This is a genomic window from Sulfitobacter sp. BSw21498 (assembly GCF_006064855.1).
GTDB lineage: Bacteria > Pseudomonadota > Alphaproteobacteria > Rhodobacterales > Rhodobacteraceae > Sulfitobacter.
The window spans coordinates 389,316-411,561 of the sequence record NZ_CP040753.1 but is presented as its reverse complement, the minus strand read 5'-3'; the positions used below and the strand labels follow the sequence as shown (position 1 = coordinate 411,561).

18 protein-coding genes are annotated in these 22,246 nt (G+C 59.7%); 3 read left to right on the top strand and 15 right to left on the bottom strand.

Translation table 11 applies throughout. The features are described from left to right. The first annotated feature begins 13 nt into the window (after nucleotides 1–13). Nucleotides 14–1,173, top strand: a protein-coding gene (locus E5180_RS02120; RefSeq protein WP_138922942.1) for an IS3 family transposase whose coding sequence is annotated in 2 segments (ribosomal slippage) — nucleotides 14–263 and nucleotides 263–1,173 — 1,161 coding nt in all. Because the reading frame shifts where the segments join, the coding sequence is not laid out codon by codon here. A 46-nt stretch (nucleotides 1,174–1,219) separates the two neighbouring features. After that, entirely contained in the window at nucleotides 1,220–1,825 is a 606-nt protein-coding gene (locus E5180_RS02115) for a DMT family transporter (RefSeq protein ID WP_441351432.1), read from the top strand. Between the two features lie 119 nt (nucleotides 1,826–1,944). Here E5180_RS02115 and glmM read toward each other — a convergent pair whose 3' ends face one another. The 8 genes from glmM to E5180_RS02075 all read right to left on the bottom strand — a co-directional run bounded on the left by glmM (nucleotide 1,945) and on the right by E5180_RS02075 (nucleotide 12,402). Next, nucleotides 1,945–3,291, bottom strand: coding sequence for a phosphoglucosamine mutase (gene glmM, locus E5180_RS02110; protein WP_138922941.1), 1,347 nt, complete (start codon nucleotides 3,289–3,291; stop codon nucleotides 1,945–1,947). After that, nucleotides 3,288–4,304 (bottom strand): dihydropteroate synthase, encoded by a 1,017-nt coding sequence (folP, locus tag E5180_RS02105; RefSeq protein ID WP_138922940.1) that lies wholly within the window; start codon nucleotides 4,302–4,304, stop codon nucleotides 3,288–3,290. The genes glmM and folP overlap by 4 nt, the downstream gene beginning before the upstream one ends. Before the next feature lie 3 nt (nucleotides 4,305–4,307). Beyond that, entirely contained in the window at nucleotides 4,308–5,231 is a 924-nt protein-coding gene (locus E5180_RS02100) for a dihydroneopterin aldolase (protein ID WP_138922939.1), read from the bottom strand. A gap of 108 nt (nucleotides 5,232–5,339) precedes the next feature. Then, nucleotides 5,340–5,978 carry a cell wall hydrolase gene (locus E5180_RS02095; RefSeq protein WP_138922938.1) on the bottom strand — a complete coding sequence of 213 codons (639 nt, stop codon included), beginning with the start codon at nucleotides 5,976–5,978 and terminating at the stop codon, nucleotides 5,340–5,342. A 128-nt stretch (nucleotides 5,979–6,106) separates the two neighbouring features. Then, nucleotides 6,107–8,629 carry a putative PEP-binding protein gene (locus E5180_RS02090; RefSeq protein ID WP_171048884.1) on the bottom strand — a complete coding sequence of 841 codons (2,523 nt, stop codon included), beginning with the start codon at nucleotides 8,627–8,629 and terminating at the stop codon, nucleotides 6,107–6,109. Nucleotides 8,630–8,733: 104 nt separating this feature from the next. Beyond that, complete coding sequence (gene glyS, locus E5180_RS02085; protein WP_138922936.1) at nucleotides 8,734–10,848, bottom strand: glycine--tRNA ligase subunit beta; 2,115 nt, start codon at nucleotides 10,846–10,848, stop codon at nucleotides 8,734–8,736. Between the two features lie 97 nt (nucleotides 10,849–10,945). After that, nucleotides 10,946–11,467 (bottom strand): DUF6446 family protein, encoded by a 522-nt coding sequence (locus E5180_RS02080; protein WP_138922935.1) that lies wholly within the window; start codon nucleotides 11,465–11,467, stop codon nucleotides 10,946–10,948. Further along, nucleotides 11,464–12,402 (bottom strand): glycine--tRNA ligase subunit alpha, encoded by a 939-nt coding sequence (locus E5180_RS02075; RefSeq protein WP_138922934.1) that lies wholly within the window; start codon nucleotides 12,400–12,402, stop codon nucleotides 11,464–11,466. Before E5180_RS02075 ends, E5180_RS02080 begins: the two co-directional genes overlap by 4 nt. 157 nt (nucleotides 12,403–12,559) lie before the next feature. Between E5180_RS02075 and E5180_RS02070 the strand changes: the two genes are divergently transcribed. After that, a complete protein-coding gene (locus E5180_RS02070; RefSeq protein ID WP_138922933.1) occupies nucleotides 12,560–14,389 on the top strand; it encodes a serine protease in 1,830 nt (609 codons plus the stop codon). A gap of 75 nt (nucleotides 14,390–14,464) precedes the next feature. Here the strand turns inward: E5180_RS02070 and E5180_RS02065 are convergent, their stop codons facing one another. From E5180_RS02065 to E5180_RS02035, 7 genes are all read right to left on the bottom strand, one after another. After that, nucleotides 14,465–16,012 carry a 5-guanidino-2-oxopentanoate decarboxylase gene (locus tag E5180_RS02065; protein ID WP_254700582.1) on the bottom strand — a complete coding sequence of 516 codons (1,548 nt, stop codon included), beginning with the start codon at nucleotides 16,010–16,012 and terminating at the stop codon, nucleotides 14,465–14,467. A gap of 44 nt (nucleotides 16,013–16,056) precedes the next feature. Continuing rightward, complete coding sequence (locus E5180_RS02060; protein WP_171048964.1) at nucleotides 16,057–17,505, bottom strand: TrkH family potassium uptake protein; 1,449 nt, start codon at nucleotides 17,503–17,505, stop codon at nucleotides 16,057–16,059. A 113-nt stretch (nucleotides 17,506–17,618) separates the two neighbouring features. Then, nucleotides 17,619–17,855, bottom strand: a complete 237-nt coding sequence (locus tag E5180_RS02055; protein ID WP_138922931.1) for a hypothetical protein — start codon at nucleotides 17,853–17,855, stop codon at nucleotides 17,619–17,621. Between the two features lie 226 nt (nucleotides 17,856–18,081). Beyond that, on the bottom strand, nucleotides 18,082–19,170 hold the full coding sequence (gene folE2 / locus E5180_RS02050) for a GTP cyclohydrolase FolE2 (protein ID WP_138922930.1): 1,089 nt from the start codon (nucleotides 19,168–19,170) through the stop codon (nucleotides 18,082–18,084). A gap of 93 nt (nucleotides 19,171–19,263) precedes the next feature. Further along, complete coding sequence (locus tag E5180_RS02045; RefSeq protein WP_138922929.1) at nucleotides 19,264–20,448, bottom strand: aminotransferase class V-fold PLP-dependent enzyme; 1,185 nt, start codon at nucleotides 20,446–20,448, stop codon at nucleotides 19,264–19,266. Nucleotides 20,449–20,723: 275 nt separating this feature from the next. Then, nucleotides 20,724–21,329: an inner membrane-spanning protein YciB gene (locus tag E5180_RS02040; protein WP_093732489.1), complete on the bottom strand. Its 606-nt coding sequence runs from the start codon at nucleotides 21,327–21,329 to the stop codon at nucleotides 20,724–20,726. 12 nt (nucleotides 21,330–21,341) lie between these two features. Beyond that, nucleotides 21,342–22,244 carry a DMT family transporter gene (locus E5180_RS02035; protein ID WP_138922928.1) on the bottom strand — a complete coding sequence of 301 codons (903 nt, stop codon included), beginning with the start codon at nucleotides 22,242–22,244 and terminating at the stop codon, nucleotides 21,342–21,344. Between the last annotated feature and the right edge of the window lie 2 nt (nucleotides 22,245–22,246).

The following is a 22,246-nucleotide window of genomic DNA, read 5'->3' as shown; positions in this document are numbered from 1 at the left end:
AAGGAGCAAACAGATGCGACAGAGCCGTTTTACTGAAGCCCAAATTATCGGAATGATCAAAGAACAGGAAGCTGGCATGCCGACGGCAGAGGTGTGCCGCAGGCATGGCTTGAGTCCCGCGTCGTTCTACAAGTTCAAAGCCAAATATGGTGGCATGAACGTTTCTGATACTCATCGCCTTAGATCGCTGGAGGATGAGAACGCCAAGCTGAAGCGCCTTCTGGCGGACACGATGTTGGACAATGTTGTGTTGAAGGATTTGCTGGGAAAGAACTGACGACACCGAATGTGCGACGGGCCGCAGCACGCAAGGCAATGCGAGACCATGATATCTCGCAGCGCCGGGCGTGCAGGCTTGTCGGTGTCGATCCCAAGACCGTCCGGCGCGATCAGTCACCGGATAATCCAGAAGTTCGCGAAGAGATGAAAGCGATTGCCAGCAAGCGACGGCGCTTTGGCTACCGCCGGATCGGTGTGCTGCTGGAACGCAAGGGAAGGATCATGAACCACAAGAAACTGTATCGCCTTTATACTGAAGAAAAGCTGGGCGTTAGACGGCGCAGGGGCCGCAAGCGTGCGCGTGGCTCGCGGACACCAATGCCGGTTGCTTTGCGTCCTGGCGAGCGTTGGTCCTTAGATTTTGTGTCGGATACGTTCGGCGCGTCACGCAAGTTCCGCATGCTGGCTGTAAACGACGATTGTTGCCGCGAGAACCTCTGCTTGGTGGCTGACACCAGCATCTCGGGCGCTCGTGTCGCGCGGGAACTTGACGCGCTTGTCCGTATTTATGGAAAGCCTGCCTGCATTGTCAGTGATAACGGCACGGAGTTTACCAGTCGTGCGATCCTAAAATGGGCCGGTGATAACGACGTTGATTGGCATTACATCGACCCCGGCAAACCCCAGCAGAATGGCTTCATAGAAAGCTTCAATGGCAGCCTGCGCGACGAGCTGTTGAATGAGGAAATCTTCGATACGTTGGATGACGCCCGTCGCAAGCTGGCACTCTGGCGATACGACTACAACAACGTCAGGCCGCACTCATCGCTTGGGAACCAAACACCGGCAGAAGCTCGTCGAGCGCTTGAGCAATTTGAGGGCTCCGCGCAAGACGCGCTTGCCCAAACTGACGACGAAGAATATGAAACCCAGACCCGCAAACTCTCGTTATGAATGAGGGAGCCTCGGGGGGCAGGTCACGGGGTTTGCGGGGGTCACGATGGCCGCAACCGCGCTGATCATCCTTCCGCTGGCCCATTTCTTCGTTCCAGGCGAAGCGATGAGCCCGCGCAAGGCAATCGGGTTTTCATTAGGTTTTCTCGGCGTCGTCATCCTGATCGGTGCGCAGGCTTTTGAAAGCACGGGCACCGCGCTTGAAACCCAAGGGCGACTGGCCTGCTTGGCCGCGGCGGGATGCTATGCCACCAGTTCTATCGTGATGCGCCGCCTGCCCGCGATCGACGCCATCGGGCTCGCTACGATCCTGCTGATCATCGCCACTTTCATCACCATCCCCATGGCCCTGACTGTCGAGGGGCTGCCGCCCCGCCCGTCGCCCCCGATCCTCGCTGCACTGGCGTTTCTGGGGCTCCTCCCCACCGCCGCTGCGAACTTCCTACGCGTCGTGGTCATACGCAGCGCGGGACCGGTCTTCATGTCACTGGTGAACTACCAAGTACCTGTCTGGTCCGTCTGCCTCGGCGCGCTTGTGCTGAACGAACCGCTGCCACCCTCGCTGCTTTATGCGATGGTGCTGATCCTTGCGGGCGTCGCACTCAGCCAATACGGAGCCTTCCGCCGTCTGCTGACACGCGCGCGTCCCTGATTTCCAAATGGCCTAAAATCCTCGCCGAAGGCATCCCTCAGACGCCCACGATGTAACACCGGCAAAAGCAGAGCCCAGGCCGCCAAGCAGGTTTCCCCGCCAGCGGCCTAGCTCTCAACTCAAGGTGCGACAGCTGCCGTTACAGCATCCACCACGGAATCGACTGCCCGCTCCATCAGCCCTGCATCCTCATGCTCGGCCATGACACGAACCAGCGGCTCGGTTCCGGATTTGCGGATGAGCAAACGCCCCTGTCCCGCCAGATCAGCCTCGGCCTGCGCGATGGCGCCTTGGACCTGCGCGTCTTCGAGCGGCACTTGACCCGCTGAAAACCGCACGTTCTTAAGCAGCTGCGGCACGGGCTCAAAGCTGTTCAACAGCTCCGAAGACGTCTTTTCCGACCGGATCATCTCTGCCAGAAATTGCAGCCCCGCCATCAGCCCGTCGCCGGTGGTAGCGTGGTCAGTCATGACAATATGTCCTGACTGTTCGCCGCCCAGATTGAACCCGCCTTCACGCATACGTTCGACGACATAGCGATCCCCGACCGAGGTCCGCTCGAGCCGCAGCCCCTTGCCTTGCAGAAAGTGTTCAAGGCCAAGGTTGCTCATCACCGTGGCGACCAAGGCGTTATTGGCCAGCCGGTCTTCGGCCGCCCAACGGGACGCCATGAGCGCCATAAATTGATCCCCGTCGCCGACTTTGCCGGTTTCGTCGATCAAGATCACCCGATCCGCGTCACCGTCCAGACAGATGCCGACATGTGCACCGTGTTCGACAACCGCAGCCGCCGCCCGTTCAGGGTGGGTAGAGCCGCAATTTTCGTTGATATTATAACCGTTAGGCGACACACCGATCTCGATCACCTCGGCGCCAAGCTCCCACAGTGTTTCAGGTGCGACGCGGTGCGCGGCCCCGTTCGCGCAGTCGATTACAACCTTCAACCCGTCCAGACGCATCTGGCGTGGAAACGAGGATTTGACCCGCTCTACATACCGAAAACGCCCGTCGTCGATCCGTTTGGCACGACCGATCTTGTCGGCGGGGTTCATCTCTACGCCACCCGCGATCAGGGCTTCGATCTCTGCCTCCACCGCATCGCTCAGCTTGAACCCGTCGGGGCCGAAAAACTTGATGCCATTATCCGTCGCCGGATTGTGACTGGCCGAAATCATGACACCCAGATCGGCCCGCATGGACCGCGTCAGCAGCCCCACAGCCGGCGTCGGCACCGGCCCCAACAGAAGAACGTTCATCCCCGAGGATGTCAGGCCAGCCGTCAGCGCGTTTTCAAACATATAGCCCGAAAGGCGCGTGTCCTTGCCGATAACGACACGGCGCACTCCATCGCGGCCTGCGCTGAAATAGCGCCCGACAGCGGCCCCGATTTTTAATGCGACCTCGGCTGTCATCGGGTAAACGTTTGCCCGTCCGCGAATACCGTCAGTTCCAAATAACTTTGTCATAAAATGCTCCCAAAATAGGCGGCATGCCACAAAGCAACCGCTTGGCGGGTGTCTTCGACGTCATGCACACGGATCATTTGCACACCATGCCCTAATCCTGCAAGCGCCACGGCGATTGATCCCGGCGCCCGGTCCTGCGCCTGCGGTGCATTGCCGATCGTCCCGATGAACCGTTTGCGCGATACCCCCAACAGAATTGGCGTCCCCAGGGCGTGAAACAGGCTCAGCCGCGCTAACAGTTCCAGATTGTGCTCTTGGGTTTTGCCAAACCCGATGCCAGGGTCTGCCAGAATGGCACTGCGGGGGATGCCCGAAGCCTCCAGCAGGGCGATCTGCCGTTCCAGCGCGTCGTAGACATCCAACAGCACATTGTCATAGCGCGGGTCCAGATGCATCGTCGCTGGGTCGCCTTGGGCGTGCATGACACAGACCGGCAGCCCGAGCATCTGGCACAAAGGCGCAAGCGCGGGATCAAAGGTAAACCCCGACACATCATTCACCAGATTGGCACCGGCGCTAACCGCAGCTTTGGCCACAGCGGACTTGCGCGTGTCGATAGAGATCGGCGTGTGCAGCCCTGCCCCCCGCAACGCGGCGATAACGGGCGCTGTGCGCGTGATCTCTTCGGATACGGGCACGAAATCGGCACCGGGGCGCGTGGATTCGCCCCCAATGTCCAAAATATCGGCACCTGCGGCCACCATCGCCTGCCCTGCTCGGACCGCGTCAGGCACGGCAGCATGCTGGCCACCGTCAGAAAAGCTATCGGGTGTGGTGTTCAGAATACCCATGATACGCGGGCGGTCCAGCGGAAGACCGGCAATTGCGGCACGGGGTGCAGTCAGCCGAGCCAAGACGCTTGCGGGAATGTCGGCCGCGGGCACGACGCGGGGCGACGCGCTGCGGGACAGAACCTCTGCATGGGTGAACCAGCCCCACCCCCCCGCAAGCGGCACCGCAGCATCAGGTCGCGCAGGGCCAATCTGGACGAGAGGTCTGAAATAGTCGGTCATTGCTCACAGCCTGTCTTGATCCACCGCAACGGCGCGCAACGGCACCGACGCTTTGGCGGGCAAACTGGCCCCGATCACCAGCATCTCTGTCGCGTCAAAACTGGCGGCGAACCATGCAGCCAGTGCCACGGCATCGCGTGGCTGTACCGACGGGGTATCGACGCTGTCCAACACGATCTTTGACGGAGCCCACACACTGGTTTGCCCATTCTTCATCGCCCAGTCGAGCTCTGTCCGGGTGGCCACAACAACGCAGCGGTCATCCTTTGACGCCAGCACCCATGCGTTCTGTTCAATCGCCAGCAAATCAATGCGGCGCTGCGCCATCTTATGCGCGAGCTGTGGCGCAGTGGCATCTGACGCCCCGACACATAGGATCAAGGGACGCCCCATCTGATGCAACTGATCCAGCCAGCCCGCCAAAAAAGGCGATGCGATGGCTTCGTTGCTCAGATAAACCAGTTCGGGATGCGGGACCTCTTGCGCGTCGGGCTGATTGCCGGGTGCATCATCCCGCGCGCGCACAATTTCAACACCCAAAGCTCCGGGGCCACGGTCCAGCTTTTCGATACGGACAAAAACCCGCATCGCTTGCCGCTCCAGCAAGATACGATCCGCGACCCGTTCGGCCAAGGTTTCAAGCAGGTTCAGCCGTTCGTCTGACAGCTCATAGGCGATGGCCTCGGTCACGCGGTCATAGGACAGAATGCGATCAACGTCGTCATCTACAGGGCCGGTCAACGGCTGGACTTCTACGACGATATTAAAACAGATACGTTGCGTGACGCCGCGTTCGGCCTGAAAGGCACCAATCTCGACCTCAACAATATGATCGCGCAGCGAAATCCGGTCTAGAGGTTCAGGCCCCGCCGTCGCTGCCGCACGTTCGGATGGGTGCGCAAAGGCAAGCCGCGTGTCACTCGTCATAGGATCTGGCCTCTGCTTGTCTCACCTGCACACGATCCTAGACCGTTCGCCCGGATGTACCAAAGCCAGACACGGCTGACCAGCCATCAAAGGCGACAGAAACGCCGGTTAGTTAGACGCGGTCTGGACACCATCGCGGTAGAACATATGCACGCCGATCTTGGTGGTGCGCGTAAACACGCGGGACCAGCGGGGGCTTACGGCTGTGGTGTGATAGTAGGTAGCACCGCCCGTCAGCGAAGGTGCCTTGCCATCCAGAACGGCGCGCGCAACTTTTCCGACCTGCGTGTAGGCGCGCGGTTCGGCGATCACTTCGGCGTTGCCATCACAGGTGTAGGTAAACTGGCACTGGTATTTGCGGCCGGTCCCTTGGTTGATCACACTGCAAAGCGATCCGGGAAACTGCGAAGACTTCACGCGGTTCATGATGACTTCGGCCACAGCGAACTGACCTTTGACTGTCTCGCCACGCGCCTCGAAATACAGCGCTTCTGCCAGACACCGCCACTGCTCCCCGCCGGACGCTTTGGGCTGCTCGGACAACCACGCGCGGGTGAATTCAACATCGCTGGCAGCGTTGGCGGATGCGATCATGCTTTCCAGACGTTCCGACCCGACAGACCTCAGCCCTTTGGCCTCGATGTCAGCCAGTGCTTTGGCCTGTTGCGGGCTAGCGGAGGCCACGGCAGGAGTAAGCAAAGACAGCGCCAACAGAGCGCAGGAAGAGATTTTCTGAAAAGAACGCATTGAGCGCCTCGCAAGTAGTTTCGGACAGCGCCGCGTACCCAAGAAGAACACGGGCGTAAACCCTGCTGAAACCGGTTGCGCGGGAACCCGCGGACAGACTCTATATATAGGCGATTAGACGCCAGAACCTACTTTATCTTGTCTGCGATTGCCAATTGCGCCGCGGCGAGTCTGGCAACCGGAACACGAAAAGGTGAGCAAGAAACATAATCGAACCCCGCTGCGCGACAAAAATCTATCGATTCGGGGTTGCCGCCGTGCTCTCCGCAGATCGATAGCGTAATCCCAGGTTGTGCTGCCCGCCCCCGCGCGGCCCCCAGCTGAAGCAGCTCTCCGACGCCGTCACGGTCAAGCATGTGGAACGGATCTTCGGGGAAGACGCCCTGCTGAACGTAGGTCGACATGAACCGTCCCGCGTCATCCCTGCTAAGCCCATAGGTCATTTGCGTCAAATCGTTCGTCCCGAAACTGAGGAACGAACAATAGGGCGAAATCTCTCCGGCGCGCAGCGCTGCACGTGGCGTTTCGACCATCACCCCCAACCGGTAGGTGAAGGTAGCGCCACGTTCGGATTTCACCGCCATTGCGATCTTGTCGACGCTGGCCTTGATCAGCTCGACCTCGCGCTTGGCCGACACCAGCGGGATCATGATCTCGGGCACGACAGGTTCACCATCGCGACTGGCTTCGATCGTGGCCTCAAAGATCGCGCGAGCCTGCATCTCGTAGATTTCGGGCACAGTCACGCCAAGACGCACGCCACGCAGGCCAAGCATCGGGTTGTATTCTGTCATCGCCTCGATCCGGCGGGTCACATCCGACAGCGGCAAATCCAACGCTTCGGCCAGATCGCGTTGGCCGGTGCGGCTTGAGGGCAGGAATTCGTGCAAGGGCGGATCGAACAGCCGGATACAGACCGGTTGCCCTTGCATGATGCGGAACAGCTGGATGAAATCCTCGCGTTGCATTGGCAAAAGGCGCTCCAACACCGCACGACGGCCTTCGCTGGTGTCGGCAAAGATCATCTCGCGCATCACGGTAAGGCGGCTGGGGTCAAAGAACATATGCTCTGTCCGGCAAAGCCCGATCCCCTGCGCATCGAAGTTCCGTGCGGTCTGCGCGTCGGCGGGTGTGTCGGCATTGGCACGAATACCGATGTCCGCTGCGTCCTTGGCCCAGGACATGAGCTTTTGAAAGGTCGCGTCCAGCAACGGCTCTAGCATGTCCGCGGCCCCACAAAGCACCTCGCCCGAGGTGCCATCGAGCGTAATTTCGTCGCCCGCCTTAAACATCCGCCCGTCCGAGGCCGTGATCAACCCCTTGACCAGATCAAATCGCATAGAGGACGCGCCAACAACGCACGGCAGGCCCATGCCGCGCCCGATCACCGCCGCGTGGCTGGTGATGCCGCCGCGTTCGGTCAACACGGCCTGGGCCGCATGCATACCGCGAATATCCTCGGGCGAGGTTTCGCGGCGCACCAGAATACATTTCTCGCCGCGTGCGGCGCTGGCTTGGGCGTCATTGGCGTTGAACACGATCTTGCCCGTGGCAGCGCCGGGACTGGCAGCAATGCCGCGCCCGATCACATCGCGTTTCACGCGGGGGTCAACCTGTCGGTGCAACAGCTCTGTCAGCGTGCGGGGCTGGACGCGCATCAGTGCCTCTTCGCGCGGGATAATCCCTTCGTCCGCCAGCGCAACGGCAATCCGCACCGCCGCACGTGACGACCGCGATACGCGCACCCCGTCGAGGATGAACAGCTCTCCGTCCGAGATGACAAATTCCACCTGCATTTCAGCGCGCAGCCGCACCCGCATCAGCGCGGCATGCTGTTTGAGCATCTCGAACGCTTCGGGTGCGTGTTCCTCAAGCGATGGCCCGCGTGGATCACGCGTCAGATACAGCGCATCGGCCGTATCCTGCAACGCATCGCGACCCTGCGACTGGCTCAGGTATCGTCCGGTGATCTGCGGCAGGCCGGTGGTGCTGTCGACCAGCTGCAACACGCCCGACCCGCAGATGCCGGTGCCCACACCGAACACCATCTCTTGCACGATCAGCCCAAGCCCCGCATCCGCTGGCGCGCCTTTGGCCTGACGCAGCAGCCGCGCCGACGTGCCTTCCCATGCCCGCGCCATCGAACTGAGAACGGCGGTCAACTGGGTCACGCGGTCTTGGGGGAAGCTCTCTTCGGTCTCAAGCTCGTAGGCACGCAGGGATTGCAGCAGCGCCTCGCGCCCGTCCCCTTCGACGTCGTCAAACATATCGGGGTCCAGCCGTGCTACATTGACGGCATAGGATTGGACGAAACGGGTATACAGGGCCGATGCAGGCCCCTCGCCCATGCGTTCGCAATAATAGGCATAGCGTGCGTCGTTCATGCCGATGTTCATCACCGCCCCCGGCCCGCCCCAGTCGGGGTCCTGGCTAGAGGGGCGCACACAGAGCAACGCGTCTTGTGGGAATTCATCGGCGACCGCTTGCAGATCGGGGATCTGCCCCTGCGCGATATCAAGCACGACACCAAAGGGAAGCGCCACGGTACGCGGCACCGGCAAATCAAGACGGACCAGACGCTGCAAACATTTCGCCCGCCCACCGTGGGTATCATTCGCGATGGGGGCCGTTTGGGTCACAAGGGTTGTCATGGCGATTTTCTGCACTGCGGCACCTTTTGGTTCCTGCGCAGCATAGGCTTTCACCGTGGTCTGGCAAGGCGTGATCGCCTTGCCGACGCGTCGGGTCTGCTGCGTTACCCGTCGATCTTCGTTAGATCCGCAACCGAGCTACAGATCGTGCGGATACGGCTGAGCAGGTTCAAACGATTGCGCCGGATCGTCGCGTTGTCAGAGTTCACCTGCACCGCATCAAAGAACGCATCAATCGGCCCGCGCAAGGATGCCATCGCGGACATGGCCGTGCCAAAATCCTGAGCCCCCATCGCCGGTTTGATCTGCGCCTCTGCGGTATCAAGGGCGGCAAACAGCGCGCGCTCTTCTTCCGTCTCGGCAAACTTGATGTCCGCGCCAAAGGAGTATTCCACCCCATCCGCATCCTCGGCTTGGCTCAGGATGTTGTTGGCGCGTTTGAACCCTTGGATCAGGTTTTCCCCGTCGTCAGTTTTGAGTGTCTCGCTTAACGCCTTGGCGCGTTTGACAAGCAAGGTCAGGTCGTCGTTGCCCTCCATCGCAATGCAGGCGTCGATGATGTCATGACGGACGCCTTGGTCCTTGAGGTACACCTTTAGGCGGTCGTGGAGGAAGGAGAGGAGATTCACCTTGATATCAAGGTTTGTGAAGTCCTGTTCGTCGTTGGCATCTCCAAACTCAACGCCGTTTAGCTTCAGCCCCGAATAAAGTGCAACGGACAAATTTAACGACACATCATTCTCAACTAAAATCCGAATGACGCCCAATGCCGCGCGACGTAGCGCAAACGGGTCTTTGCTCCCCGTCGGCTTTTCGTCAATCGCCCAGAAGCCTGTCAGCTTGTCGATCTTTTCGGCCAGCGCTACGGCGATGGACACGGGCGCGGTTGGCACATCGTCGGATGGGCCAAGCGGCGCATAGTGGTCTTGGACGGCGGCGGCGATGGCATCGGATTTGCCGGCGGCTTTCGCGTAATAGCTGCCCATAAGCCCCTGAAGTTCAGGGAATTGATAGACCATTTCGGACGATAGATCGGCCTTGGCGAAACGGGCGGCGGCGCGGGCCTCATCAGCATCGGCCTTAACCATCGGGGCGAGCTCTCCGGCCAGTGCCTCCATGCGCGAGATCAGCTCGGCCTGTGTGCCCAGCTTATTATGGAAGGTCACATTGGACAGACGGTCCACCCAAGTCTGCATCCCGGCATCCGATTGCGCGATGCGCAGGTCGTTTTCCCAGAAGAATTTGGCGTCCGAGAGACGTGCGGACAGCACTTTTTCGTTCCCCGCCAGAATGGTCGCGCCATCATCGGCGGTGGTGCGATTGGCGACGGTGACAAAGCGTTCGATGCGGCCCGTCTTGGGGTTGCGCACGGAAAAGAACTTCTGGTGCTCTTTCATGGAGGTTTGCAGCACCTCCGGTGGCAGACCAAGGAAATCTTCGCCAATCTGCCCCATCAGCACGACCGGATATTCCACCAGCCCTGCGACCTCGGCCAAAAGCCCCGCATCCTCGACGACCTCAAGCCCGTTGGCAAAGGCCATATTGGTCGCGTCGTTCCAGATCGTATCGCGCCGCTCTGCGGGGTCCAGCACGACAAAGGCGCGTTTCAGCTTGGCGCTATAGTCCTCAAAGCTGCTGACCGTGATCGTATCAGGTGCCATAAAGCGGTGCCCGCGCGTGGTGTCGCCAGCGGTGATCCCATCGACGGTCAGGGGCACAACCTGCGCGCCGTCTTCGGCAGAAAGGATGCACAGGATCGAATGCAGCGGACGCACCCACCGCAACGTGCCGGTGCCCCACCGCATGGATTTGGGCCATGGGAAGGTGCGAATGGTGGTTTCCAGCACCTCTGCCACGATCTCGGCTGCGGGGCGGCCCGGCTTGTTGATCATGGCGAACAGGATCTTGCCCTTGGGGGTGTCGCGCTCTTCCAACTGGTCACGGGTCAGGCCCGCGCCGCGCAAGAACCCTTCGATGGCTTTTTCGGGCGCGTCGGCCTTGGGGCCTTTGCGCTCTTCGGTCAGGGACGGGCTGGCGTCCAGCATTCCCTCGATCGTGAGGGTCAGGCGGCGCGGTGTCGAAAAGGCCGCGGCAGAGGCATAGGTCAGACCCGCATCCACCAATCCGTTCGTCACCAGTTTCTTAAGATCATCCGCCGCGCGCGCCTGCATACGGGCGGGAATTTCTTCCGAGAAAAGCTCAATCAGGAGGTCGGGCATGGGTTCGTACCTTTCGGGGCCGCGTGTCGTTCGGTGCGGTTAAATATGTGTCGCGCAAACAGCGCAAAGTTCAAAGGGCCGGTGATCCGCGTGGGGGTCAATCGGCAGGGCGTTCCGGGCAGGCTTCGCCCACCACGGTGCCGTCATAGGATTTGTCGCCACAGTCGTTCAGCTCGTGCCAGACATAGCCGCGCCCGTCCGAGGTGATCGCGACGATGCGGTCCACGCCGTAATTAATGTTCTTCTGGCCTAGAAAGGTCAGCGCGGTGCCTTCCTCTATTTCTGCGGCGATGGCTTTAGCGTCGAAGCAATGAAACCACCCCGGCGCGTTGCGCGGCGTCATTTCGTCGCTGACGACATAGGTCTCGGTCAGCATCGCGAGGCTCAGCGAGGTTTCAAAACACGCGCGATAGCGGATGGGCGAGCTGTCGGCGTCGATGGCGCGAAAGTTATCGGTCAGGATCGGTTCAGATGTGTTCGAATTGATCGACACCAGCAACACGCCTTCGTCCGGCGCGTCGACCTCGTGATAATATCCGTAGACCTGCAAATAATAAAGCGCGAGACCTGCAATGGCTGCTGCAACCAAGATGACGCCTCCTACGATTTTACCGTTCATGCCGCATCTTCCGACCAGCCGCCGGCCCGTGTCTGAACAAACGCGTCAGCGCAGGCTTTGGCAAGGGTGCGCACGCGTCCGATATAGGCCTGACGCTCGGTGACCGAGATAACGCCGCGCGCGTCCAGCAGGTTAAAGATGTGGCTGGCCTTGATGCATTGGTCATAGGCGGGGTGCGCCATGACGATGCGCTTGCCGGTCTTGGGGTCAAGGGCATCATGCGCAAGGATCGCCTTGCACTCGTTTTCAGCCTCGACAAAGTGATTCAGCAGCACGTCGGTATTGGCGACATCAAAGTTCCAGCGGGCGTATTCTTCTTCGGTCTGCTTGAACACATCGCCATAGGTCAGCGGGATCGGCGCGTCGGGGCTGTTGAACGGCATGTCCATCACGTGATCGACCCCCAGAACATACATCGCCAGACGCTCAAGCCCGTAGGTCAACTCTCCCGATACAGGATGGCAGTCGTGACCGCCGACCTGCTGGAAATAGGTGAACTGCGACACTTCCATACCATCGCACCAGACTTCCCAGCCCAGACCCCATGCGCCCAATGTCGGGCTTTCCCAGTCATCTTCGACAAAGCGGATGTCATGCAGCGCCATGTCGATCCCGATTGCCTCGAGCGACCCAAGGTACAGCTCTTGCAGATTGGGCGGGCTGGGTTTGATCAGCGCCTGAAACTGGTAGTAGTGCTGCAAGCGGTTCGGGTTTTCACCATATCGCCCATCGGTCGGACGACGCGACGGCTGCACATAGGCCGCGGCCCATGGGTTGGTGCCAAGCGCGCGCAGGGTCGTCGCCGGGTGGAACGTACCCGCGCCGACTTCCATGTCGTAGGGTTGTAGAATCGCACAGCCCTGACGCGCCCAATAGGACTGTAGAGCGAGGATGATTTCCTGAAATGAACGGGGGCGCTGGACCGGGTCGGACATAAGATTTTGCCTTTGCTGCTGCGCGCCTTTCCTAAGGCGCTGTCGCGGTCGGGTCAATTGGCAGCTTTGTGATGATTTGCCCTGTCTCAAGCATGGTATTTTGCGCGCGTTCCTGCTTATCTACTGCAAGTTTAAATCCTTGAGAGCACCCTTACCTATGACGCGACTGTTTGCGGCCCTGATCGCCGCCTTGTTTATCGCCCCGTTCGCCTTTGCACAGTCTGCCGATGATGTGGTTTGGATACAGGTAGAAGCCCAGCCTAATCTGGCGGCGGCGACCGATCGCGCGCGTGCCTACAGCGCCAGCCTTGAGGATGTAAACGGGTTTGCCCTTGGGGGCAGCTGGTATGGAATCGCGGTTGGTCCCTATTTGCGCGACGACGCCGAACTGCTGCTGCGGCGCTACCGACAGGACGGGGTGATTCCACGCGACAGTTTCATCCAGCTCTCCGATAAATTCCAACAGCAATTCTGGCCCGTGGGTGCGAATGTCTTGAACATTCCGCTGATCGCTCCGATTGAACCCGCCACCCCGAGCGAGGCGCAGACGGACGAAGAGATTACACAGACCACCCTGCCCCCCGCCGGCGAAACGCTGGACCAAGAAGAAGCCCCCACTGCAGAGGCCGAGACGACACAGGTGCCCGTCCTGCCAGAGCCGCCCAAAGACGAGACCCTGTCAGAGGCCCGCGCCAGCGAGCGTGATCTGGACCTCACCGCACGTGAACAGCTACAGATCGCGCTGAAGTGGGCCGGCTTTTACAATGCATCGATTGACGGTGCATTCGGGCGAGGCACGCGCGGGTCTATGGCCGATTGGCAAGAGGCCAACGGCTATGAAGCGACCGGCGTGCTGACCACGTTGCAGCGGGCAGATTTGATAGGCCAATATAATGCCGTGCTAGAAGGGCTGGGCCTGCAGACCGTGCGCAACGCCGATGCTGGCATCGAAATGGTGATGCCCACCAAAGTGGTCACCTTTGACCGGTTCGAGCCCCCCTTTGCCCATTACAATGGTACCGGCGACATTGATGCGCGGGTTCTGCTGATCAGTCAGGCTGGCGATCAGGACACGCTCTTTGGTTTGTATGACATCATGCAGACCCTTGAAATCGTGCCCGAAGAAGGCCCACGTGACCGTAAATCCAACAGCTTTGAACTGATCGGCGAAGACGGGCGGATCGTCAGCCAGACGCAGGTGTCCCTCGAGAATGGCGAGATCAAAGGCTTTACCCTGATTTGGCCCGCCGGTGACGAAGACCGCCGTCGCCGCGTGATCGCCGAGATGACGAAATCCTTTAGCCGCCTACCTGGCACGCTGGATGCCGCTGCAGGGTCCGGTGATCGTCAGGCTGTCGATCTGGTTTCCGGTCTGCAAATCCGGTCGCCAAAGATCTCGCGCTCGGGCTTTTTCATCGACGGGCGTGGTACGGTTGCGACGACCTCTGAGGCTGTGCAAAGCTGTGGCCGCCTGACGCTGGACGACGAGACAGAGCTCGACGTGTTGGTCGATGATACGGCCAGCGGCATCAGCTTGCTGAAACCCCGCGTTGCTCTGTCACCGCTGGATGTGGCCGCGTTCAACACAGTGCCCCCGCGGTTGCAGTCTGAAATCGCGGTTGCCGGCTTCCCCTATGAGGGCGTGCTTGGCTCTGCCACCGTGACCTATGGCACTCTGGCCGATGTGCGTGGGCTACAGGGCGAGGAAAACATCGCCCGCCTCGCGCTTTCTGCCCGCAGTGGCGACGCAGGCGGCCCGATCCTTGATAGCGACGGGCGCGTGCTGGGGATGCTGCTGCCCCGTGCAAATGGCGCGCGCGAACTGCCCGAAGATGTCGCCTTTGCCGTGGAAGCCAAGGTCATTGCGGACCTCGCGCAAAGGGCCGGTGTCAGCGTGGATACAACGGTTGCCAGCACCGCGATCAAGCCGCACGACCTGCGCGAAAAAGCCAAGGGTATGACCGTTCTGGTCAGCTGCTGGGAATAAAGAAAACCCCGGCCCTCGGCGTTATGCTGGGGACCGGGGCAAAGCTGCAATCGCTGCCATAAAAGTTAAGACAGATCAGCCCGCGGTTTGCGGCGTCAGATAGATCAACGTCGGACGATCTGCCCTGAACGCTTTGGCCAGAACCTCGGGTAGGTCTGCCAATGATTTTGGGGCGACTGCATTTGCGCCGTAGGCCTCTGCTAGTTTACAGAAATCGGGATTGTGGGCGATGACCGCATTCGGTGCGATCTGCGCACGGGTCATGCTGTCTTCGATCTCGCCCAATTTGCCGTTGTCCCAAAGGATGATGGGCAATGCCAGGCCCAGTTCTACCGCTGCGCCAAGTTCTTGCACCGTGTATTGAAAGCCGTAGTCGCCGATGATCGCCAGTGTGGGCAGCCCGGGTCGTCCGATGGCCCCGCCAATCGCCGCAGGCGTGGCATAGCCCAAGGTGCCAAAGCCGTAGGGGTGGTGCCAATGGCCGGGGCGGTCCATCTCCCATACTTCGGTTGCGGCATAGGCGAATTGCGTCATGTCGGAATAGACCATCGTGCCCTCGGGCGTGGCGGCCTTAACGGCGTCAACCACGGCGAGGATGCCCGGACGCTCCATATCCACCTCGGAACGCCAACGCTTGCACCACTTCGCGACCTCGGCGGCGGTCCACCCCTTGGCGGTCCCGTCCTCGGGCAAGGCGGCATCCAGCGCTGCCATCACCTGCGCCGCATCCCCAAGGATTGCAAAGCCCGCCGCCTGCGGGTCGGCCAGAACGGAAGGATCAATATCAATCCGTACCAGTTCGCCCGAATGTCCCAATTCAGGGCGCCACATATCCACCTCTGCCAGTTCCGTGCCGACTGCGATCACCAGATCTGCCTGCGCGATCACATCCACGCTGCTTTCCCGCGCAAGGCAGGCCCCAAAGTGCAATGGCGCGTCGGGCGATACGATGCCGCGACCTGCATAAGTGGTCATGCTCGCGGCCTGCCAGCGGGCCAGCAACGCGTCGGTGTTTTGCACACCAACAGCGCCGCCGCCAAAGATGAACAACGGCTTTTGCGCCGCCTGCAGCTTTTGCGCCAGCGCTTTGATCTGGGCGGGATCGCCGGCGGGTCGTGTTGCGCTGACCGACCTAGGCTGCGCGGGCGCAGCTTCGGCTTCCAGCAGATGGATCGGCACAGAGATGTGTTTGGATCGCGCCCGACCGGAGGCGAATTCGGTCAAGGCCCGGTCGATCAACTGATACGCCGCGGGCGCGGTCAACGCCACTTCGGACCAGTCGCAGACGGTTTCTGCCGCGGCGCGCTGGTCTTTCATCTGGTGCAACTGCCCCTTGCGCGCCGCCGTTTCGTCCAGACACGAGGACAGCACCAACACTGGCACGGAATCGCTATAGGCCTGCCCCATGGGCGTCATCACGTTGCACAGACCCGGACCGGTAATAACGTATGCCACCCCGGGCTTGCCCGTCGCACGGGCATAGCCGTCGGCCATGAAGCCGGCCCCCTGCTCGTGCCGCGCAAGCACATGGGTCAGCCCCGCCTCTTCGATGCCGCGATACATTTCCTGGTTGTGCACGCCGGGGATCCCAAAGATCACCTCTACCCCGCGGGCCTTTAGCATATGAGACATCTGGGCCCCCAAGGGACGGGTTTGTGTATCGCTCATTATGCTCTCCAAAATTTGAATGTCAGAATAACGTAGACCGCCATAAGTTCCAGCCGTCCGACCAGCATCGCAGCCGTCAGGATCCACTTGGCCGTATCGTTTAGCGTGCTAAAATTGCCAGCAGGGCCGATGATCTTGCCCAGACCCGGCCCGATGTTGCCCAACGCGGCCCCCGCCCCCGATACCGAGGTCACAAAATCCAGTCCGGTCATGCTCAGCGCCACGGCAACCAGCCCCAGCGTCAGCGTGAAGAACATAAAGAAAGACATGACCGAAATCATGACATCGCCACTGATAGGACGGCCATCATAGCGCGGGGTAAAGATGCCGTGGGGCGAGCGGATGCGCTGCAACTGGGCGCGGATTGACGCGAACAACAACTGATATCGGAAGATCTTGATCGAACAGGCCGTCGACCCCGCGCAGCCGCCGATCAGGCCGGTGAAAAAGAACAGCGCAACGGGAAACGGGCCCCAGGTCATATAATCGACCGACGCAAACCCTGTACCCGAAATGATGGAAGTGATGTTGAACAATGCTTCGCGCAGGGATTGCTCCCAGTGCTGCGGAAACACAGACTGGATCGAGATGAAGATCAGCCCGACCAAGACAGCAATCGTCATCAAGAACCCCCGCACCTGCGGATCACGGTGGAGCGCCAGCGGGTTGCCGTTCAACAATTGCACATAGCGCACGAACGGTAACGCCGCGAGCACCATGAAGATCGACGCCGCGTATTCCGCATTGCCAGCGAATGTCCCAAAAGACGCGTCATAGTTCGAAAACCCGCCCGTGGACACGGTTGTAAGCGCATGAACCGTGGCGTCAAAGACGTTCATCCCCAAGGTTAAATACGTCAGGGCACAGGCAAAAGTAAGCCATACATAGATGACCGAAATCTGGCTGGCGATCTGACCGGCGCGTGGCAGAATTTTTCCAAAGGTGTCAAAGGCTTCGGATTTGAAGATCTGCATACCGCCAACCCGCAGCTCGGGCAGGAAAACCATCGCAACAACAATGATACCAATACCACCAAGCCACTGCAGAATTGCACGCCACAGCAGCAACCCTTTGGGCAGATCATCCAATCCGGTAAATACCGTCGATCCGGTGGTGGTCATGCCCGACATGGCCTCGAACACAGCATCGACGAAACGTGCTTCGGTCGCGCCCAGCATAAACGGCAGTGCGCCGAACAGCGGCAGCATCAACCAGACGGCTGTGGTCAGCAAAAAGGTCTGCTGGATGGTCAGCCCTTCCTTGACGCCATTGGCGCAGGCCAGCGCGATCATACTGCCGCCCAGCATCGTGATCAGACCCGCCTCTACGAACACGGGCCAGTGGCCGCGCCCTTCGGCAATATCGACCAACATCGGCACGATCATCGCAATGCCAAGCACCGACACCAACAGGCCGATGACGTATCCAACAGGGCGCAAATCCAACATCCGCGCAGCGTTGGCGCGGTGGCGCGTCGGTGTCAAGGACACGCCCTATCGTAAAACGCAAAACGACCCGAGCAAGACACACTCGGGCCGTTCAAAATCAAACTGAAAGACGTTCAGACGTAGAATGTATCGCGGAAGACATGGTGCACGATTTCGTCACGCTTGATGCCCATTGCCGACAGCTCTTCGTCCGTTCTGGACTGCAGGAACGTCACCTGACGCATCCGGCCCGAGTTTGCGCCCATATTAACCAAGCCCGTCCAGATCGCTGCGAAAAATCCGCCGATGACGGCGAAAGGCGCTTTGATGGTTGGGACGTTGCTGTGCGAAATTGTGTTGTTATAAGCCATACTAAACTCTCGATTTACCTTGGCATTTCTGCCGGTTACCTTGTTCTACCTCTCAATATAGCGAAGCAGTGGGGGATGAGAACCGACGTTTCTGCATAGCAGCATCCCGAACATGCCGCATCGCAGCATAGCTGCGCCCATGTTTCAAGCAAACACCCCGAGGGCCTGCGTATAAACCGCGCAATGTGAAAATTCTGGACGCCACCCCCGCAAAGGGGGCACGTGCTCAGCCGACGTGGAACAGCGTGCTGAACAGTTTTGGGTCGATGCTCTGTGCGGCAAAGGTTTCCCCCTGCGTGAGCATCGAAATCGCGTCATGACTGTGCAGGCTTTCTTGATGGCTGGCCACGACGCGAAAATCGCCCACCCGAGGTTCAGCCTGTAGCTGTTCACAAAACAGCCGCGCCGCGTCTTCGACAAAAATCGGATTGGCGGCATTCAGCTCGGCAAAGGCCTGTTCATCCTCACGTTTCACCATCACTTGCGTCTCTGTCGGAACAGCACGGCGCGCGAGGTCGATCAGGTCTTCGAACCACAGGCAGGTTTCATCGCAATTCACTTCAACGGAAATACGCGCGACCGACCGTTGCGAATGCGGCGTGGCCAACTGCCCCCGCGTGGCACGCGCATGTTCGGACAGTTCCAGCGAACACGGGCAGGTCGAGGAATAGACGTAATCCAGGTGAATGATCTTCTTGCGCGCGCCGCCTGCCTCGACCAGTTCCAGCGCGATGTCGTAATACTGATATCCCGAAAGACCGGACCGCAGGCTTCCGATCTTTACCGGAAAGGAGAACCGCATTTGGATACGCGCGTCATAGCTCTCGAGGTCGGATTTATAGTCGTCCAGCGCGGCTTCCATCACCTCGAAGCTGAACACCTCATCCGCGTGCTTGTAGAAACTGCGCATAATGCGGGACATGTTGATGCCCTTTTTATCCGCCTCCAGACTGACCGATCCGGTGACCGAGGTCTCGAGTGTCAGATCGCCGCCGTCACGTGTATGGAATCGCATTGGCAGGCGAAAATTCGAAATCCCAACATGCTGGATTTGCTGTTTCGCACCGCGGATCAGGCTGGACGGGCCGTTCTGCAAATCCGGCAACGTCGCTTTATAATTATCGCCGACCGCAAAATCACTGGGATAGTCACGGTTGAACTGCGGATAGCTTTCGACGTTCTGCAACAATTTAGCGAGCGACGGATCCAGCGCTTCTATCTCGATCGCATCGGCCTTGCGCGCCCAGGCCCGCAACGTATCAAGTGCTGCAACCGCGTCATCACGGTCCGGTATCACTGTCGCGGCGATATTCATGGCAGGGCCCTTTCGCAAGATATCCCCTATATAAGCGAAAACGGGGGCTTTACCAATGTTCCGTCCAGCGGAACGGGTAAAGCCCCTGCTGCATCACTTCAATGTGTCCAATGCCTGATGGATGTCGGCGATCAGATCATCCACATCCTCGAGCCCGGCTGACAAGCGCACAAGACCCGGTGTGATCCCGAGGGTTGCTTTCTGGTCGTCTGGCAAACGTTGGTGCGTTGTCGTCGCCGGATGGGTTGCAATGGATTTCGCATCGGCAAAATTATTCGAGATGGTGATGATCTCGAGCGCGTTAAGAAAGGCAAAACACGCCTCCTTGCCACCTTTGACCTCTACCGCAAAAACGGTACCCGCCGAAGGCGCATGAGACATAGCCAGCGCGTGCTGCGGATGGCTGGCGTGGGTTGGATAGCGCACCGCGCTGAGCTTGGGGTGCCCGTTCAACGCGTCAGCGATCTTCCAGGCGGCGTCGGCTTGGGCCCGCACCCGCAGGTCGATTGTTTCAAGCGCCTTAAGATGTGTCCAGGCGGTGAACGGATTCATCGCGCCACCGGTATGCTTCATATAGGCTTCGACGGGGCCGCGGATCAGCTCTTTGGGCCCGCAGATTGCGCCGCCCAGCATACGTCCCTGCCCGTCCACATGTTTCGTGGTCGAGATGATCGCGATATCCGCGCCACATTCCTTGGCATAGGAAAACACCGGCGTCGCCATCGCGTCATCCACCAGCACCAGCGCGCCCACGGCATGCGCCGCCTTCACCACATGGCGCATATCGACGACTTCCAACGTGGGGTTCGAAATGCTCTCGAAGAAAACCATGGTCGTGTCAGGGCGGATAGCGGCATCCCATGCAGCATTATCCGTTCCGTCAATCAAGGTGACCTCGACCCCGAAACGCGCCAAGATATCCTCAAGCACATACAGGCACGACCCAAACAGCGCGCGCGCAGCCACCACATGATCGCCTGCCTTCAAAAGCGACGTTAGCGCGCCGCTGACTGCGGCCATGCCAGAGGTACAAGCGAAACAATCCTCATATCCCAACAGGTCGGAAATACGGTCTTCGAACATGCGCACGGTCGGGTTGCCGTAGCGTGCATAGATGAATTCGTCGTCACCCAGCGACTGGAACCGCGCCTCGGCCTGTTCGGCGCTCTCATAGACGAACCCCTGGGTCAGGAACACTGCCTCAGAGACTTCGTTATACTGGCTGCGGCGCGTGCCACTGTGCACAGCCTTGGTCCGTGGTTTCCAATTGTCGCTCATGCTTTTATCCTTCCTGACCTGCTGCGCAGCAGGCGTAAAAAAACCCCAGACGCGGTCAAGCGAAAGGGGGCTTTCATCCTGACCTTTTAGCGGAATTTGGCAGATTTCGCTGCCCGTGGCCCGCAATCCGGTATCAAATCGCCACATATCATCTGCTACGCCCCTCGCCCGCTCTCGTCAACTACAACAGCAGGATGCCTTGCCAGCCGCCTTCCAAATGGCAAAAAATCCCGGGGGTGCTGCCCCATTTGGGGCAGCGGGGGCTGGCCCCTTTTTCAACTTTCGTCCTTCTCCAGACCGTAGGTCTGAAACAACCGCCCTTGCGTCATGAAAAACACAAACACCGCTGCCGTCAGCCCGAAGGTTTTGAAATAAACCCATGTCTCGGTGCTGGTGAAACGCCAGATCAGCTCGTTCGCGAGCGCCAGACCAAAGAAACAGAGCATCAGCCGTTTGGTCAGGATCATCCAGCCCGCGTCGTTCAGGGGCATCATCTCTTCCATCACGTATTTCAAATACGATTGCCCGCGCGCCAAGCCGATCGCCAGCAGCACCGCGAACAGAAGGTAGATCGCAGTAGGTTTCATCTTGAAGAACCGTTCGTCGTTCAGCCAGACCGAGAGCCCGCCAAACAGCGTCACCAGAATGACTGTGGTGACCTGCATCCGGCTGATCTTGCCCGTCAGCGCCCAAAGCGCCCCCGTCGCCAGGATCAACAGCGGTACAAAGGCCGCCGTGACAACAATAAAGCCGCTGTAGTCGGTCCCCCAAAGGGTGAACGTCTCGTCCTTGAACCGCAGATAGGCGACAAAGAATATCAGCACCGGCCCGTATTCAAGCGCCGATTTGACAAAGGGGTTAATCTCGCGTGTCGTGCTCATCTTGCTCTCCAGTTATCCGCCCATTTCCACGATCACCGCCCCAAGCGCGATCAGCGCCATTAGGGCAATGCGGCGCGGGCCTACGGTTTCTTTCAGCACCAACCAGCCGATCAGCGCCGCAAACACGGTCGACGTTTCGCGCAGGACTGCGGCCTCGCCCACTTTGTCCAAACGCGTTGCCAGCATGATCGACCCAAAGCTGAAGAACGCGACAAAGCCCCCCGCGACGCCGCGGGTCATCAGCGGGCCAAGGTCGGGACGGTCTTCCATGCGCAGCCAGCGTCGGGAGGCGATCACGGGCATCACCAGACCGTCGATCATGAAAAACCACGCCAGAAAGGTAAACGGATCCCCTGTCGCGCGGATGCCGTATGCGTCAAAGGTCGTGTACAGCGCGACAAACAGCCCTGTTAGTACAGCAAGCCCCAAGGCGGCATTCAGCGTATCGCGTTCGGACACGAGGTACACAAAGTTGTAAAGCGCCAGCCCAAAGATCCCCGCGACGAGCACGCCAACCCCCAACCACTGTACGCCGGTAAAGCTCTCTTCGAAAATCAGATAGGCACCAATGACCGTGAACAAAGGCCCCGTCCCGCGCACCACCGGATAGACGACAGTATAAGCCCCTTTGGTATAGGCCCAAGCCTGCAACAGCTTGTAAACAATGTGAATTGCCCATGCGCCGGCAAAAATGGCCCACATGTGCGGCTCGGGCCATGGCACGACAAAAAGCGCGAAAGGCGCCGCCATCAGGCAATAGGAAAAGTCGATCGCGCCGCGGGTCAGCCACGGGTCATGCCGCCCTTTTTGCAATGCGCCAAACACCGCATGCAAAAGCGCCGCGGCCAACGCCAACCAAAGCGCCGCTTGGTGCCCCGCTTCGGTGCCTTCGATCTGGGTAATCCATTCGGTCATTT